The 14625-nt window shown below is 60.3% G+C and carries 13 protein-coding genes; 3 read left to right on the forward strand and 10 right to left on the reverse strand.

Annotated elements, in window-relative coordinates:
- Window positions 1-903 (reverse strand): LysR family transcriptional regulator, encoded by a 903-nt coding sequence (locus J3P85_RS29425; RefSeq protein ID WP_434704394.1) that lies wholly within the window; start codon window positions 901-903, stop codon window positions 1-3.
- A gap of 333 nt (window positions 904-1236) precedes the next feature.
- Here J3P85_RS29425 and J3P85_RS29430 point away from each other — a divergent pair, with 333 nt between their 5' ends.
- Window positions 1237-3459: an LTA synthase family protein gene (locus J3P85_RS29430; RefSeq protein WP_434706441.1), complete on the forward strand. Its 2223-nt coding sequence runs from the start codon at window positions 1237-1239 to the stop codon at window positions 3457-3459.
- Window positions 3460-3571: 112 nt separating this feature from the next.
- On the opposite strand, the gene nudK is transcribed toward J3P85_RS29430, so the two are convergent.
- The 4 genes from nudK to J3P85_RS29450 all read right to left on the reverse strand — a co-directional run bounded on the left by nudK (window position 3572) and on the right by J3P85_RS29450 (window position 7141).
- Window positions 3572-4168: a GDP-mannose pyrophosphatase NudK gene (nudK, locus tag J3P85_RS29435; protein WP_186706474.1), complete on the reverse strand. Its 597-nt coding sequence runs from the start codon at window positions 4166-4168 to the stop codon at window positions 3572-3574.
- 251 nt (window positions 4169-4419) lie between these two features.
- Window positions 4420-5253, reverse strand: a complete 834-nt coding sequence (gene nadE, locus J3P85_RS29440; RefSeq protein ID WP_434704395.1) for an ammonia-dependent NAD(+) synthetase — start codon at window positions 5251-5253, stop codon at window positions 4420-4422.
- A gap of 1 nt (window position 5254) precedes the next feature.
- Complete coding sequence (gene pncB, locus J3P85_RS29445) at window positions 5255-6484, reverse strand: nicotinate phosphoribosyltransferase (protein WP_250961627.1); 1230 nt, start codon at window positions 6482-6484, stop codon at window positions 5255-5257.
- Between the two features lie 9 nt (window positions 6485-6493).
- Window positions 6494-7141, reverse strand: a complete 648-nt coding sequence (locus tag J3P85_RS29450; RefSeq protein WP_434704396.1) for a nicotinamidase — start codon at window positions 7139-7141, stop codon at window positions 6494-6496.
- Window positions 7142-7320: 179 nt separating this feature from the next.
- Here J3P85_RS29450 and J3P85_RS29455 point away from each other — a divergent pair, with 179 nt between their 5' ends.
- Together J3P85_RS29455 and J3P85_RS29460 are read left to right on the forward strand one after the other, a co-directional pair.
- Window positions 7321-7878, forward strand: coding sequence for an adenylyltransferase/cytidyltransferase family protein (locus J3P85_RS29455; protein WP_434704397.1), 558 nt, complete (start codon window positions 7321-7323; stop codon window positions 7876-7878).
- Entirely contained in the window at window positions 7868-8575 is a 708-nt protein-coding gene (locus tag J3P85_RS29460; protein ID WP_434704398.1) for an NUDIX hydrolase, read from the forward strand. The genes J3P85_RS29455 and J3P85_RS29460 overlap by 11 nt, the downstream gene beginning before the upstream one ends.
- Before the next feature lie 3 nt (window positions 8576-8578).
- Here the strand turns inward: J3P85_RS29460 and J3P85_RS29465 are convergent, their stop codons facing one another.
- The 5 genes from J3P85_RS29465 to J3P85_RS29485 form a co-directional block, all read right to left on the reverse strand.
- Window positions 8579-9835, reverse strand: coding sequence for a type II toxin-antitoxin system HipA family toxin (locus J3P85_RS29465; protein ID WP_434704399.1), 1257 nt, complete (start codon window positions 9833-9835; stop codon window positions 8579-8581).
- Window positions 9828-10289 carry a helix-turn-helix domain-containing protein gene (locus J3P85_RS29470; RefSeq protein WP_434704400.1) on the reverse strand — a complete coding sequence of 154 codons (462 nt, stop codon included), beginning with the start codon at window positions 10287-10289 and terminating at the stop codon, window positions 9828-9830. Before J3P85_RS29470 ends, J3P85_RS29465 begins: the two co-directional genes overlap by 8 nt.
- A 132-nt stretch (window positions 10290-10421) precedes the next feature.
- Window positions 10422-11855 carry an FAD-binding oxidoreductase gene (locus tag J3P85_RS29475; protein ID WP_434704401.1) on the reverse strand — a complete coding sequence of 478 codons (1434 nt, stop codon included), beginning with the start codon at window positions 11853-11855 and terminating at the stop codon, window positions 10422-10424.
- A gap of 13 nt (window positions 11856-11868) precedes the next feature.
- Entirely contained in the window at window positions 11869-13026 is a 1158-nt protein-coding gene (locus tag J3P85_RS29480; RefSeq protein ID WP_434704402.1) for an L-talarate/galactarate dehydratase, read from the reverse strand.
- A gap of 70 nt (window positions 13027-13096) precedes the next feature.
- Entirely contained in the window at window positions 13097-14617 is a 1521-nt protein-coding gene (locus J3P85_RS29485; protein ID WP_014340981.1) for a tripartite tricarboxylate transporter permease, read from the reverse strand.
- Between the last annotated feature and the right edge of the window lie 8 nt (window positions 14618-14625).

The following is a 14625-nucleotide window of genomic DNA, read 5'->3' on the forward strand; positions in this document are numbered from 1 at the left end:
TCAGCCGCTCAAGGCGGGATGTTCGCGCAATGCACTGACAACAAAATCGACAAAACTGCGGACCCGCGCCGGCGCGTTGCGCCCGCCTTGGTACACCACATGGATCGGCAGCGGCGGCAATTCGAAATCGGCCAGGACGATTTCCAGCTCACCGGCGGCCACGTTGCCCGCCACCTGATAAGACAGGATTCGCGTCATCCCCAGTCCCTGGCAAGCGGCGGTAATCGCCGCCTGGTTGGCCGTCACTACCAACCGCGGCACGGGCCGGACGGCCAACGGTTGGCCTGAATCGATGAAGGTCCAGCTTTTGACCTGGCCAATGGCCGATGACGCCACCACGGGCATTCGCTCCAGGTCATCCGGATGCCGGGGCCGCCCGTGGCGCGCGAAGAAATCCGGGGAGCCGCACACCACCCGCCGCACTTCACCGACCCGCACGGCGTGCAGGTTGCTGTCCGGCAGCTCGCCAATGCGCAGGGCAACGTCGATGCCCTCCTCTACCAGACTGACCGTGCGGTCCAACAACAAAGCGTTGATGCTGACCTCGGGGAATCGGTGCAGGTAATCCACCAGCAGCGGCGTGACGAACAATTGCCCGAACAGGACCGGCGCGGTAATCGTCAACTGCCCGCGGGGCTGGACGTGACTGCCAGCCGCCGAATCCTCGGCTTCCTGCAAATCGCTCAGGATCCGCCGACAGTCTTCGAGAAAGCGCTGGCCGGCTTCGCTCAGGTACACGTTGCGAGTGGTACGGACCAGCAGTGGCGTGCCGATGCGTTGCTCCAACGCCGCCACCGCCCGCGTGACGCTGGCCGCCGACAGGCCCAGGCGCCGCGCCGCCGACGAAAACCCCGACGCCTGGGCCACGGCGAGGAAAACCTGCATTTCCTGGAACCTGTCCATCCATCCCCCGATGAGAAATCCTGATACAAGTTTTCTGCGCGCCTCAAAGCAGCGCGACACGGCCATTGTAGGGGCCTGCGCCAGTGAACCACAGCGTAGCGCAGCCGGACACCGGGCCATTGGCCCGGCCAGGGGCGACAGCCCTTGCTACCATCTCTCTTCATGACAGTTTCATGACCAAACAAAGAACCCCTGTGGGAGCGAGCTTGCTCGCGATAGCGGTGTGTCAGTCCTTATAAACACGGCTGACCTGACGCTATCGCGAGCAAGCTCGCTCCCACAGGGTAGGTGTGTTGTTCAATGGATTGGCTTCAACTGAAAGGCCTGCTGCTTGTGAATATTCTTTATCGCGCTTCAACCCATCCCCGCGCCTCGCTCATCGCCCTGATTGGCTGCGTATTGATGGTCCCCATGGGCCTGCGTCTCGCCCTGGGTTGGTCCGACCCGCTGGGTTATCTCTCGGACCTGGGTATCGGCGGGTTGTTGATCGTGCTGCTCCATCGCCGTCCCGGGTGGCTGGCATTCCCGGTATTACTGGCCTGGAGCGCATTGACCCTGGCCAGCATCGAGCTGGTCAGCGCGGTGGGACGGATGCCCAGTCCTTCGGATATTCATTACCTGACCGACCCGCAGTTCGTTGAAAACTCCACCAGCGGCGGCTTCGCCCATCCGTGGCTGGCCGCGATCCAGTTGGCAGCACTGGCGTTGTGGCTGGTGAGCCAATGGACCTGCCGCCCTCACCAGGCGCCACGCTTGCCGCGCCGCGCCTGGGCCGTGCCGGTGTTGCTCTTGCTGAGCCACGGCGCACTGCAAGCCTGGCGCCCCAGTGAGGCGGACCAATGGAATGTGTTCAACCTGCCCCACCAACTCGTCACGGCGGGGATCGCCGCCGGGCAGGACCAAGCCCGGCAATGGCTCGATGGCGACACCGTTGACCCAATCCCGCCCATGGAAGGGCTGACCCGCCTGGACCTCGATGGCCGCAAATTGCTGGCCGAACCGGGGCGTGCGCGCAACGTGCTGGTTATCGCCCTGGAAGGCATTCCCGGCGCCTATGTGAGCGCCAATCGCCAGGCCTTGAGAAGCAGCTACCAGGAAAACCTGATGCCACACCTCAGCGCCTGGGCCGAGCGCGGCATGAACACCCCCGATTACGTCCTGCACAGCCACCAGACCATTCGTGGCTTGTACGCGATGCTGTGTGGCGATTACGACAAGCTCGACGACGGCACGCCCAAAGGCGTCGAAATGCTCAACCAGACCCAGCGCAACCAAGCCTGCCTGCCGGCCCAGTTGCGCCAGAACGGCTTTTCCACTCATTTCCTGCAAGGCGCAGGCCTGCGCTTCATGGCCAAGGACCGGATCATGCCGCACATCGGCTTCGACACGACCCTGGGCATGGAGTGGTTCACACGCCCCGCTTATCTGGAATTTCCTTGGGGCAAGGACGACAAGACGTTCTTCGAAGGCGCGCTGGACTACGTCGGGCAACTGCAACAGGCGGACAAGCCCTGGATGCTGACCCTGCTGACCGTGGGCACGCACCAACCCTACTCCGCGCCGGACGACTACCTGCAACGCTACGACACGGCCAAGCAGGCGGCGGTGGGTTACCTGGACGACGCACTGGCGAACTTCCTGGCGGGCCTGGAACGCCAGGGCATCCTGGATAACACCCTGGTGGTCATCACCTCGGACGAATCCCATGGCATCGACGATGTGCGGCTGGCCTCGTCCTGGGGGTTCAACCTGACGCTGGCGCCGGAACCCTTGCCTCGGATCAAGTCAGGCACCTACGGGCATGTGGACCTGACCGCCTCGATCCTCGATTACTTCGGCTTTGCGGTGCCCAAATCGTTGTCCGGTCGCTCGATGTTCAGGGACTACCCGACGGGTCGGGAAATCATGTCGTTCACCAACGGCAAGCTGCGCTACCACGATGGCAAGGGCACGTTTACCGAATGCGATTTCCTCCAGCATTGCCGTGACTACACCAGCGAAGGCTTCATCGCCGACCGCGCCATCTATGGCGGGCAATACAGCGGCCAGCGCGCCCGATTGATCAGCGCCCGGGCCACCGCCCTGGACCAGACACTGTTGCGCACGCCCTTGAACCAGCATTATCAGTTCGGCAGCGCCGATAAAATCCCACTGCCGGCCCAGGTCATCGACGACTGGGCCGACAACCTGATCGGTGCCCAATACCTGGAAATGCCCAAGGGCTCGCAGACCCGCGTCAGCCTGACCATCCGAGCCGTGGAAGCTGACCATGCTGCCTACATTTCCCTCAAGGCCAAGGAGTTCGAGCAGGATGTGCCGATGGACCTGCCGACCGAGGTGGCGGTGACACCCGACCAGCCGCTGGTGATGAACATCAGTTTCGACAACCCGCAGCAGCGCAAGGCGTTTTCCTTCCATCTGCTCGGTCATGGGGTCGGCGCCATCGAGATCAGCGACTTCAGCGTCGTGACCGAACTGCCGGATCAGGCAAGCCAGACGGACCAGCCGCAATACCTGGACGATATGCAGGAAGACAGCGAGGTCCAATCCAGCTGAACAAAAAACGCGCAGCCATGGAGCATGGCTGCCCATTTTATGCTCAGGATCCGGCTTGATCATCGCAGGGTTTTGAATGCGTTCTGCCCCTCTATCGCGAAAAGGCCCGGGGCTAATCCAGCAACCGATGCAGCTTGGCGTACTGCAACAGCATGATGGTCTTGCCGTCGCAAATCTCTCCGGTCTCGATCATGCCCAAAGCCTGGTCGAGGGACAGCTCCAACACTTCGATCTCCTCGCCTTCGGCTTCCAGGCCACCGCCTTCGTGCTGCTTGTCTTCGTCAAAATATTCGCCGACGAAAAAATGCACCCGCTCAGTCACTGAACCCGGGCTCATGAAGGCGTCGAACACCTTGCGCACGTCCTGGATGATATAGCCGGTTTCCTCCTGGGTTTCCTTGCGGATGCAGGTGTGCGGATCGTCGTTGTCCAACAGGCCGGCGCAGGTTTCTATCAGCAGGTCATCGTGCCCGTTGACGAAGGCCGGGAAACGGAATTGCCGGGTCAACACCACCGTTTGCTTGGCCTTGCTGTACAGCAGGATGGTGGCGCCGTTGCCGCGGTCATAGGTTTCGCGCGTCAGTTCGCGCCATTGGCCATTGCGACCGAGGTAGTCATAGGTGGTCTTGCGCAGCACGTACCAGTCGTCCGAGAGGACTTCGACGTGCTTGATGCGTACACGGTCCTTGATGCCGATTGCCTGTGTCATTTACCCACTCCGTTCAAGGTCAAAGGTCCCCTTTGGAACCCAATGCTGTTCACTTAAGAGAAATGATGGACCTGTGGCGAGGGAGCTTGCTCCCGCTCGGCTGCGAAGCAGTCGTAAACCGGCGGGGGCGGTATGCCTGATGCTCCGCATTGGGCAGGTTTTGGGGCCGCTTCGCGGCCCAGCGGGAGCAAGCTCCCTCGCCACGGGCTGGTCGATTGCCTTAAGTGAACGGCATTGCATTTAGAACCCTATTACAACGATGCAGGGACGCGTGGCAATGCTCGTTTGTGGGCTGTCTTGAGGTAGGCGCCTTCAATGATCTGTCGCGCCTGCGGCGACACCTCTTCGCCCATCAGGTACGCATCGATTTCCTCATAGCTACAGCCATACGCCACTTCATCCAACTTACCGGGTGCCAGGTCCTCCAAGTCTGCGGTCGGCGCCTTGCGCACCAGGTGCGCGGGGGCACCCATCGCGTCCGCCAACCATCGCACCTGGGTTTTGGTCAGCCCGGACAGCGGTGCCAGGTCGCACGCGCCGTCGCCAAACTTGGTGAAGAACCCCATCACCGCCTCCGCCCCATGATCGGTTCCCACCACCAATCCGTTGCTCAGGTTGGCAATGGCGTATTGCGCCAGCATCCGTGCCCGGGCCTTCGCGTTGCCTTTGGTAAAGTCGGTGAGTCCGGCCGAAGGCTGCAAGCCGTCGATGGCGATACTGTCCATCAGCCCGTCGACACACGCGGCGATGTTGCTGGTGGTGATCGCGTCCGGTCGGATGAAATCCAGGGAAGCCTGGGCGTCCTGCTCATCGGCCTGGGCCTTGTACGGCAGTCGGACGGCGATAAACCGCGCCGCGTAGTCCTCCCCTCGCAGTTGCTCCACCGCCAACTGGCATAGGCGGCCGGCGGTGAGCGAGTCGACGCCGCCGCTGATCCCCAGCACCAGGGACTGGCAGCCCGACTCGCGCAGGATCTGCTTGATGAACCCGACCCGGCGGGCAATCTCAGTGGCTTCGCCGCCCCGAGTAAGTTGGCGGTCGATGCCCAGTTCCCGGGCAATGCGTTCTTGCGCGAGCGTAGTCATATCAGGCTCCCATTTGTGGATTGATCAGGGCGACGTTGAACACCTGGGCGGCGTAGCGCAGGAACGAGGCATCCTCGCAGACGTTCTTGATCGGATCGTCGGAGAACTTCACCACCGGCTCGCCGTGGACCCGCACCAGTTTCATGACAATGCTCAGCGGTTCGACACCGTCGACATCACAGGCCAGGCTGGTGCCCATGCCAAAACCGAATTTGGCCTTGCCGCGAACATGACGCAGGATCGGCAGGCACTTCTCGAAATTGAGGCCATCGGAGAACATCAGGTCCTTGGTGCGCGGGTCGATGCCCAGCTCCTGGTAACGCCCCAGCACCTTGTCCGCCCAGACGATCGGGTCACCGGAATCCTGGCGCAGGCCGTCATAGAGCTTGGCAAAGTACAGGTCGAAATCCTTGAGAAAAAAATCGGTGCTGATGCAGTCCGTCAAGGCGATACCGAGCCGGCCGCGATACTCGCGCACCCAGTTTTCCAACGCCGCGTTCTGGCTCTCGCGCAAACGCCCGAGTTGCTGGTGCACCATCAGCCATTGGTGGGCCATGGTGCCGATCAGGGGGAGATCGAACTCGTAAGCCAAGTGCGCGTTACTGGTGCCGACAAAGACGCCAGGGAAATCGCTGCGCATGACGTTCACCACTTCACGCTGGGCCCTGAACGACAGCCGCCGCCGGGTGGAGAAGTCTGAAACGCGAAACTCGGCGAGTTCTTCCCGGCTGGCATGCTTCTCCAGCCATTCGAACTTTTGGTACAGCTTGCGAGTGACGTCGGCCAACTCGACTTCGGGGTACTTCTCGCGGTTGCGCAGTTCGCTGACCATCGCCAATACCGGTTGCTCGAACATGATGCAGTGCAGCATCGGCCCACGGACGCGGATGTGCAGTTGGCCGTCGACTTCCGAAACGTGGATGTAGCGCAAATTGAAGCGAAACAGGCCGAGAAACTGTTCGAAGTCCGGTGTCAGGTACTCACGGAAACGCTTGTTGAACAAAAACCGCTGCTCTCCCTCGCGCAATTGCAACCCGGCGAGTTTTTCCAGTTCGACACGAATGTCCGGGATCAGGTGACCGAGCCGCTCCTTGGAACGCACGATGAACTGGTATTCCACCTCGACGTTCGGGTGCTGGTGCAAGACCGCCTGCATCATGGTGAAGGTGTAGTAGTCGGTATCCAGAAGACTCTGGATGGTGCCGCTGTTTGTATCGAATGCGCTGTCCATGTCTATTCCTTATGCGTTTGCCAGGCGGAGGATGTCTTCGCGTGTCGCGGCGACCGAGATGCCCGCTTGCTGCATGTCGGCAATGGCTTGAACGGCCCCCTGCTCACTGATGGCCCGGCAGGCCGGAAGGTGAACGATCACCTTGAAGCCAGCGGCGGCCAGTTGCAGCGCGGTGGTCTTGACGCAGAAATCCAGCGCCAGCCCGCCAACGATGACCTGCTCCACAGCCTGGCCTTTGAGGTACTCGATCACCCCGGTGGACAGCTTGCCGTGCAAGTCGTGGTAGCAGGCGCCGTACGGGTGCAAATCCGGCTCGACGCCCTTCCAGACGAAATAGTCGTAGTCGTAGGGGGTCGGCAGTTGGTCCAGCAAGGCGAAACCTTCGGTGCCGGGAACGCAGTGGCTGACCCAGGTGATGTCGGCGTGCTCCAGCCCGGTCGGCACGAACATCTGTGCGTGATTGGCGACCACCCAAGGGGCCTTGGGCGAATGGGCGTCCTTGCTGCCGATGCGGAGGCTGGCCAGGGACGCGATGAAATTCAGCTCACCGGCAATCTGGTCACCACCCGGCACCGGGAGCTCATCGGGGCATAGCGGCGTGAAGCTCTTTTGCGCATCGACATCGAAGGAAGCGGTTTTCCGGGTCAGGCTGTTCATGCTGGGTTTCTCCTCTTCATGTCCACGAGAGTACATAAGGTGTACTTTCATAACAAGCCACTCGGAGAAATATTTTTGATGATTCATTCCTATCTAATGAAGACGAGCCCAAAAAGCAGGTTTCCATCAAAAAGACTTTGCTGCTAGAGTACATGTCATGTACCAAAAGAGAATAAGCCATGTTCGAGATTGCCCTGTATGGCGGCGCCTTCAATCCCCCTCACGCCGGCCACGCCCAAGTGATGATCGAGGCCTCACGCCAGGCCAGGCGCGTGCTGGTGGTCCCCAGCTTCCGGCATCCTTATGGCAAGCAAATGGTCGACTATGAGGTGCGCCTGAACTGGCTGGAATCGATCGTCGAGAACGTCCAGCCGCTGTGTTGCGCCGAAGTGCGTGCAAGCCGGGTGGAGCAAGTCGTGGCCCGTGGCGTCGAAGGCGCTATCTACAGCTACACCCTGCTCGCCCACCTCGCCGACAGCCTGGCCTTGGACGGCAAGCGGATCGCGTTGGTGGTGGGCCAGGATGTCGCGGATTCGCTGCCGACCTTCTATCGCGGTCAGGAATTGCTGGAGCGATTTTCCATCCTTCGCGTGGAGGAAAAGATCCACGTGCGCAGCACGGGGGTTCGCGAACGCCTGGCCTTGGGCCAGCCGCTTCCCAACGACTGGATGGCACCCGGCATGAACCCGTTAAACTATGACCTTTACGCTACCCACGGAAATCGACATGCCCACTAGCACAGCCCCTGCGCGCGGTTATCTGCACACCATCGACCTCTGTGTGCTGCGCTTTTGCCGGGAGACCCAGGCGCTGGAAATCCTCCTGAACCGACGGGAAGCCGAGCCGTTCGCCGGCCATTGGGCGCTGCCCGGGATCGTGGTCAATGGCGACGTCGAAGACCTCACGCTGAACGATGCCGTGGAGCGCCTGCGCAATTCAAACAAGGTCGGCATGCCGCTGGCCTGGATCGAACAGGTCGGCACCGTCGGCGACGCGTTCCGCGATCCGCGCTGCTGGTCGTCCTCGACGTTCTACCTGGCGATTGTCAGCGAAGCGGTCCAGCTCGCCGAACACCAAGGGTTTTTCCCATTCAAGGACGTCGCGAACGCCTCGATCAAACTCCCTTTCGATCACAACAGCCTGGTGGCGGCGGTCCAGGAGCGGTTGCTTTCCAAAGCCCTCTACAGCAGCCTGCCGCTGATGTTCCTGGGCCCGGAATTCAGCGCGCCGGAAGCGGTGAACATCTTCTCCGTAGTACTCGACCGCCCGGTGCTCAAGACCAGCATGCGCCAGCGTTTGCTGAAGATGACCGAGGCGGGCTATTTGCAGGAAACCGGCCGCAAAAAAGCTGGCGACGGCGGACGCCCGCAACGCACGGTGGAAAATCTCAAACCGGCTAGCGTTTATCTTTTTGATCGGTGTTTTCTGGAGTAGCGCTTAGCGGGCAAGCGCGAATGCTGGCGCCATCCTCTCCTGTTCATTGCCTGAGATTCCAAGATAGCGCGCAACCTTGGGCCATTTCCTGACGACGCCCTGGAACCTCTCGATGGTTTGTCTGGCATCGTCGACAGAAACGCGGAAATAGCCGGCCACGCTCATTGCCAAGTCCAGGTCTATGGCGTTATCTGCCTCTGAAACGTTGAGCCTCAAGCCAGTGTCACCGGGGACAGGGTTCATGTCATATGCAGGCGAAAGACGCCAACCGCGTCCTGGCTCCAACAGGAAACCATGGTTGCGTAGATGATCGTCAGTATTCGAAACCAGCATGTTGAAGACAACTCTTCGCCAAAGCTCGGGAAGATCCACGTCGGGAGCTGCCCCCTCCCTCACCAACACCTCTGCAATTTCCAGATAGCTCGCCCCTGTCTCATGCCCATCACCATCCTGGTGGTCCGTCAGGGTCATCGCTGAAGCAAAGTGAAATCGCCCACCCTTGGCTGTTCTGTCAAAGCGCTTGACCATGAAACAGTGATGCTCACTCGCATACCGTTGCGCTTTTCCTTCAGCAACATTTAGCCCACAGCCTTGGGCCAATGTATTGACGACCATCTCCCACCCTCCCACGTCGTGGGTGTCTCTATTACTGGGGAACTTCCCTATCCAGAGGGCTTGATCGTCGTCTACTACACTTGCCTTGGGTCTTGCTCCACCCAGTGAGCCACCAGGAGCAATGAGCATTCGAATCCAGTCCTGACCATCGGGCCCCCGGTCCTCTCCAGCTTCAAATCGACGCGAAGCCTCTTCAAGCTCACGCATACGGGCCATCGGTGGGGCGGCTTGTTCCACATGGTCGTCAAGGAACGCTTCCTCTTCCGCAACCTTGAAACGCAGCCCCCCTACCCGGTAGGCGTCATGAACACCGATGAGATAGTCCGAATCAAATAACCGTGCGTCCTGCGGTACGACTCCTGCTCTCTTGTCTCGCTCCAATCGACGATCCATGAGCAGTCGCCCCCATCGATCAGGCGATGAATCCGATACCCACCCAAAGCAGTTTCTTGCTGGATATTGCCGTCCTTCGTAAGGCTGAATCCGAGGATCGATCGCGATTCGAGTGTGAATGGTTTGAAGGACAGCCCGCGCGTATTCGAACTCCATACGTTCGGATCCTGCCAATCTTCGGGAATGAAGGGTTCCTAACAGTACCGGTGCTGTGTCATTCCAGTCTGCGTAGACGAAAATCCTTTCAGGCATCGTCGTCCCCTAGAAGCTTCTTGGCCAGTTCAGAGCTTGTCTGGCTCCGACTGACGGTGGCACTCGACATAGCGAGGTTCTCTTCCGCTGAGATGCTGATCAAGTTATCTCGATGAAACTGACCAGGCAGCTGTGCCTTCGGCTTGATGTGCTCGACTGTGGAGCGCCTCTTCAATTCAGAATCTTGCAGATCACGGCCTAACTCATCCGTGCGTGCGAGCAACTCAAGATCCTTCTCCAAACCCAAGACTACTAACACCGACACATAAGCGCCGATGGTCACAGCAGGACTGCCACTCTCCAGCGCCCTCAACGTGGGTGCGCTCATACCCGCTCGTGCTGCCATTTGCGCCGCAGTTATCTTACGGCGCTTACGAGCCAGCTCGATCCGTTCGCCAAACTGGCGCAGGAGCCGGTCAGTTGATGGCATGAGAGGTGCTGTTTTTTTTGGCATGTCAGTATTTTTTCAATTTCTTCGTTAATTTGAAAAAATACTAGCATAGGCATCCATAGTAGAGGCTAGGAAAATTGACATATATGAAAGTATTTTTTCATTTACTGCGGAAAAATTGATTAATACTTTCAATCACTCCAGCCCGGCAGTAAAGACCTTGCCGGGGTTCATCAGCCCCGCCGGGTCCAGCGTGCGTTTGATGGCGCGCATCAGCTCGATCTCCAGCGGGTCCTTGAACTGGGCTGCGGCATGGGGCTTGGCTTGTCCCAGCCCATGTTCAGCACTGATGCTGCCATTGAAGGCACTGGTCATCCGGTAGATGATCTGCATGATCGCGTGTTCGCGGGCCTTGAACGAGGCGTCTTCATCGCCAACTGGCTTGCTGATGTTGTAGTGCAGGTTGCCGTCGCCCATGTGGCCATAGGAAACGATGCGCACGCCGGGAAAGTCCTGTTGCAGGGCTTCGTCGGTGCATTCAATGAATTCCGGTATCCGGCTCACGGGCACGCTGATGTCGTGCTTGAGGCTGGGGCCTTCATGGTTTTGCGCCTCGGAAATACCTTCGCGCAGCGCCCACAACGCCGCGGCCTGTGCCTGGCTGCTGGCCAATACCGCGTCGATGACCCAACCGCATTCGAAAGCATGGGCCAGGCCGTTTTCCAGCAACAGGGCCAAGGGCGCGTCGGGCACTGTGTCGCGCAGTTCTATCAAGGCATACCAAGGGTGCTTCGCTTCCAAGGGATCCGTACAACCCGCCACATGGTCCAGGACAAACTCCAGGCTCTGGCGCGACATCATCTCGAAGCCCGTCAGGCGGTCGGCGCACAGGCTGCGCACATGGCCGATCAAGTCCACCGCCGCTTGCGGCGAAGGCAGCGCCACCCAGGCTGTCGCGGTGCTGTGGGTCGCCGGAAACAGTTTCAGCACCGCCGCCGTGATGATGCCCAGCGAGCCCTCCGAGCCGATGAACAAATGCTTGAGATCGTAACCGGTGTTGTCCTTGCGCAAGCCTCGCAAGCCATTCCAGACACGACCGTCAGGCAGCACCACTTCCAGCCCGAGGGTCAGCTCACGCATGTTGCCGTAGCGCAGCACCGCCGTGCCGCCGGCATTGGTCGCCAGATTGCCGCCCACCGTGCAACTGCCCTCCGCCCCCAACGACAGCGGGAACAGGCGACCGGCCTGGCTGGCGGCGTCCTGTAGCTGCTGCAGGATCACCCCGGCCTCGACCGTGATGGTTTCATTGGCCAGGTCGATTTCACGGATGCGCCGCATACGGGTCAAGGACAACACCACCTGGTTGCCGGAGGCATCAGGGATCGAGCCGCCACATAACCCGGTGTTGCCGCCCTGCGGCACCAAGGCAACCTGGGCGTCATGGCAGATGCGGACAACCTCGGCGACTTCTTCGGTCGTTGCCGGGCGCACCACCAACGCAGCCCGGCCTTGATAGGCGTTACGCCAGTCCGTCAGATAGCGGTGCATCAGGTCAGGGTCGCGCACCAACCCTGCCTGCCCGACCACTTGCTCGATCCGCTGGAGCACTTCATCGCTCAACGATGGCATCCCTCTTCTCCGATTACGGACGTTGCCCGAACTCGGCCTGACCGGCCGTCCAGCCCGCCACGCGCTCGCTCAAGGACAGCCCAAGGCCAGGCCGGGTGGGCACCAACATGCGTCCATCGCGGGTTTGCATGCGTTCGTTGAACAACGGCTCCAGCCATTCGAAATGTTCCACCCAAGGCTCGCGGCTGTAAGTGGCGGCCAAATGGATGTGCAATTCCATGGCAAAGTGCGGCGCGATCATCAGCCCCGCTTGCTCGGCCAATGCCTGGACCTTGAGATAAGGGGTGATGCCACCGACACGAGGCGCGTCGGGCATCAGATAATCCGCCGCACGCAGCTTGATGAATTCCCAGTGCTCGGCAACGCTGGTGAGCATTTCACCGGTCGCGATCGGCGTATCGAATTGCTGCGCCAGCGCGGCATGACCTTCGGCGTCGTAGCAATCCAGCGGTTCCTCGATCCAGACCAGGTTGAGCGGCTCAAGGCGTCGGCACATGCGCTGCGCAGTGGGCCGGTCCCATTGCTGGTTGGCGTCGACCATCAAAGGGAAGTCATCCCCCAGGTGTTTGCGGATGGTGCTGACCCGGTGCAGATCCAGCGCCTGGTCAGGCTGGCCGACCTTGAGCTTGATCCCGCCGATACCCTTCTCCCGAGAGAGGTCAGTATTGATCATTAATTGATCAAGCGGTGTATGCAGGAATCCACCCGATGTGTTGTAGCACTGGACAGAATCGCGATGGGCACCCAGCAAGCGAGCCAGGGAAAGATTGGCCCGCTTGGCTTTCAAATCCCACAAGGCGACATCAAACGCACCGATCGCCTGGGTTGCCAGGCCGCTGCGTCCCACCGAGGCACCTGCCCAGCAGAGCTTGTCCCATAGCTTGGAAATGTCGCTGGGGTTTTCGCCAAGCAGGCTGGGGGCGACTTCCTGGGCATGGGCAAATTGCCCGGGGCCACCGGCGCGCTTGGAATAGCTGAACCCCAGGCCACGGTGGCCGTCCCTGGTTTCGATTTCCACGAACAGAATGGCGATTTCGGTCATTGGCTTTTGCCGACCGGTCAACACCTTGGCGTCGCTGATGGGGTTGGCCAACGGCAGGAAGACCGAGGCCACGCGCACCCAGGCAATGCGGTCGTCGTCGGCCGAAGGCGTTTGAGGCGTGTCTTGCATGACTGTGCTCCGAACGTTTGGGTTCGGCTGCTGCAACACGGCGTCGTGTTACAGCAGCGAATGCAGTGGGCTAGCTGCGCATCAATTCAATCGCCGCACTTTTGCGGTTGCGAATGACCGTCACCAAGTGCCAGGAGATGGACGCGGCGGCCAGGATTAGGAAGCCCGCCGAGATGGGATTGGTCAGGAAGCCGCCGAAATTGCCATCGGACAGCATCAAGCCGCGACGCAAATTGGTTTCAGCCATCGGACCGAGGATGAAACCGATGATGAACGGTGCAATCGGCAAACCGGCCTTGACGAACCCATACCCCAGCAAGCCAAACAGCAGCACCGCCCAGACGTCGAAGATCCGGCTGTTCAGGCCAAAAGCGCCGACCACACAAAGCACCAGGATGATCGGCAACAGAATGTGCTTGGGCACCGCCAGCAACTTGATGAACATGCGCAGGCCGTAGAACTCCAGCACCAGCATGAGCACGGAAGCGAGGATCAGCGCGGCGAAGATCGTATAGACCAACGGTGCCTGGCTGATGAACAGCAGAGGCCCGGGCTGGATGCCGTGGATCATGAAACCACCGAGCATCACCGCCGTGGTGGTGTCGCCAGGAATACCTAGCGTCAGCAGGGGAATCATCGCACCGCCAATACCGGCATTGTTCGCCGTCTCGCTGGCGACCACGCCGTCGATCTTGCCTTTGCCGAATTCCTCCGGGGTCTTGGAACGTTTCTTCGCCACGATGTAGGAGACGATATTCGACGTACCGGCACCGATGCCGGGCAGGATGCCGATGCCCAGGCCGATCAGCGATGAACGAGTGGCGTTGGGCAACTGGCCAACGAATTCCTTCATCGAAAAACCAAAACCTTTCACGCCTTTCATGCTGACGTGCTGGGGTTTGGCCCGATGGCTCAGGCGCGCGCTTTCCGCGAACTTCAGCACTTCGGCGACCGCGAACATACCGATCATGACCGTGAGCATGGCGAAGCCGCCGTTGAGGCTCGGCAGGTCAAAGGTGAACCGACGGATCGCCTCGACCGGGGCGATCCCCACGGTGGAGAAAGCAAAGCCCAAGGCACCGGCAAACAAGCCTTTGACCAGCGAGCCGGTGGACAGCGTGGCAATCAACGTCAGCGAAAAGATCGCGATGGAGAAGTATTCGTGCGGGCCAAAGCTCAGGGCCAGTTCCGCCAGGATCGGGGCGATGAACATCAGCGCGGCGATACTGAAGATAGTGCCGAGGAACGAGAACACCACGCCAATGCCAAGGGCCTTGACGCCATGACCTTGTTTCATCAGCGGCCAACCATCGAACGTCGTCGCGATGGAGGCCGGCGTTCCCGGTATGTTGAGCAATATCGCCGATATCAGCCCTCCCGAGGTGGCGCCAACGAACAGCGCAACCAACAGCGCCAGGCCAGGCCCGGGGCCCATCGAGTATGTCAGCGGCAAGCACAGCGCGATCGCCATGGTGGCCGAGAGGCCGGGCACCGCGCCAAAAACGATCCCCACCGCAACGCCAAGGGTGATCAGCAGAAAAACGTAGGGTGTCAGTACGGCTGCGAAGCCTGTTTGCATGAGCTCAATCATGGCCGTCC

This window comes from Pseudomonas sp. Z1-12, assembly GCF_051132015.1.
Classification (GTDB): Bacteria; Pseudomonadota; Gammaproteobacteria; order Pseudomonadales; family Pseudomonadaceae; genus Aquipseudomonas; species Aquipseudomonas zanjanensis.

What these genes read in the sequence shown, in the direction of transcription:
- J3P85_RS29425 (WP_434704394.1), bottom strand. Translation starts at nt 903, where the DNA reads ATGGACAGGTTCCAGGAAATGCAGGTTTTCCTCGCCGTGGCCCAGGCG.
- nudK (WP_186706474.1), bottom strand. Translation starts at nt 4,168, where the DNA reads ATGACACAGGCAATCGGCATCAAGGACCGTGTACGCATCAAGCACGTC.
- nadE (WP_434704395.1), bottom strand. Translation starts at nt 5,253, where the DNA reads ATGACTACGCTCGCGCAAGAACGCATTGCCCGGGAACTGGGCATCGAC.
- pncB (WP_250961627.1), bottom strand. Translation starts at nt 6,484, where the DNA reads ATGGACAGCGCATTCGATACAAACAGCGGCACCATCCAGAGTCTTCTG.
- J3P85_RS29450 (WP_434704396.1), bottom strand. Translation starts at nt 7,141, where the DNA reads ATGAACAGCCTGACCCGGAAAACCGCTTCCTTCGATGTCGATGCGCAA.
- J3P85_RS29455 (WP_434704397.1), top strand. Translation starts at nt 7,321, where the DNA reads ATGTTCGAGATTGCCCTGTATGGCGGCGCCTTCAATCCCCCTCACGCC.
- J3P85_RS29460 (WP_434704398.1), top strand. Translation starts at nt 7,868, where the DNA reads ATGCCCACTAGCACAGCCCCTGCGCGCGGTTATCTGCACACCATCGAC.
- J3P85_RS29465 (WP_434704399.1), bottom strand. Translation starts at nt 9,835, where the DNA reads ATGCCTGAAAGGATTTTCGTCTACGCAGACTGGAATGACACAGCACCG.
- J3P85_RS29470 (WP_434704400.1), bottom strand. Translation starts at nt 10,289, where the DNA reads ATGCCAAAAAAAACAGCACCTCTCATGCCATCAACTGACCGGCTCCTG.
- J3P85_RS29475 (WP_434704401.1), bottom strand. Translation starts at nt 11,855, where the DNA reads ATGCCATCGTTGAGCGATGAAGTGCTCCAGCGGATCGAGCAAGTGGTC.
- J3P85_RS29480 (WP_434704402.1), bottom strand. Translation starts at nt 13,026, where the DNA reads ATGCAAGACACGCCTCAAACGCCTTCGGCCGACGACGACCGCATTGCC.
- J3P85_RS29485 (WP_014340981.1), bottom strand. Translation starts at nt 14,617, where the DNA reads ATGATTGAGCTCATGCAAACAGGCTTCGCAGCCGTACTGACACCCTAC.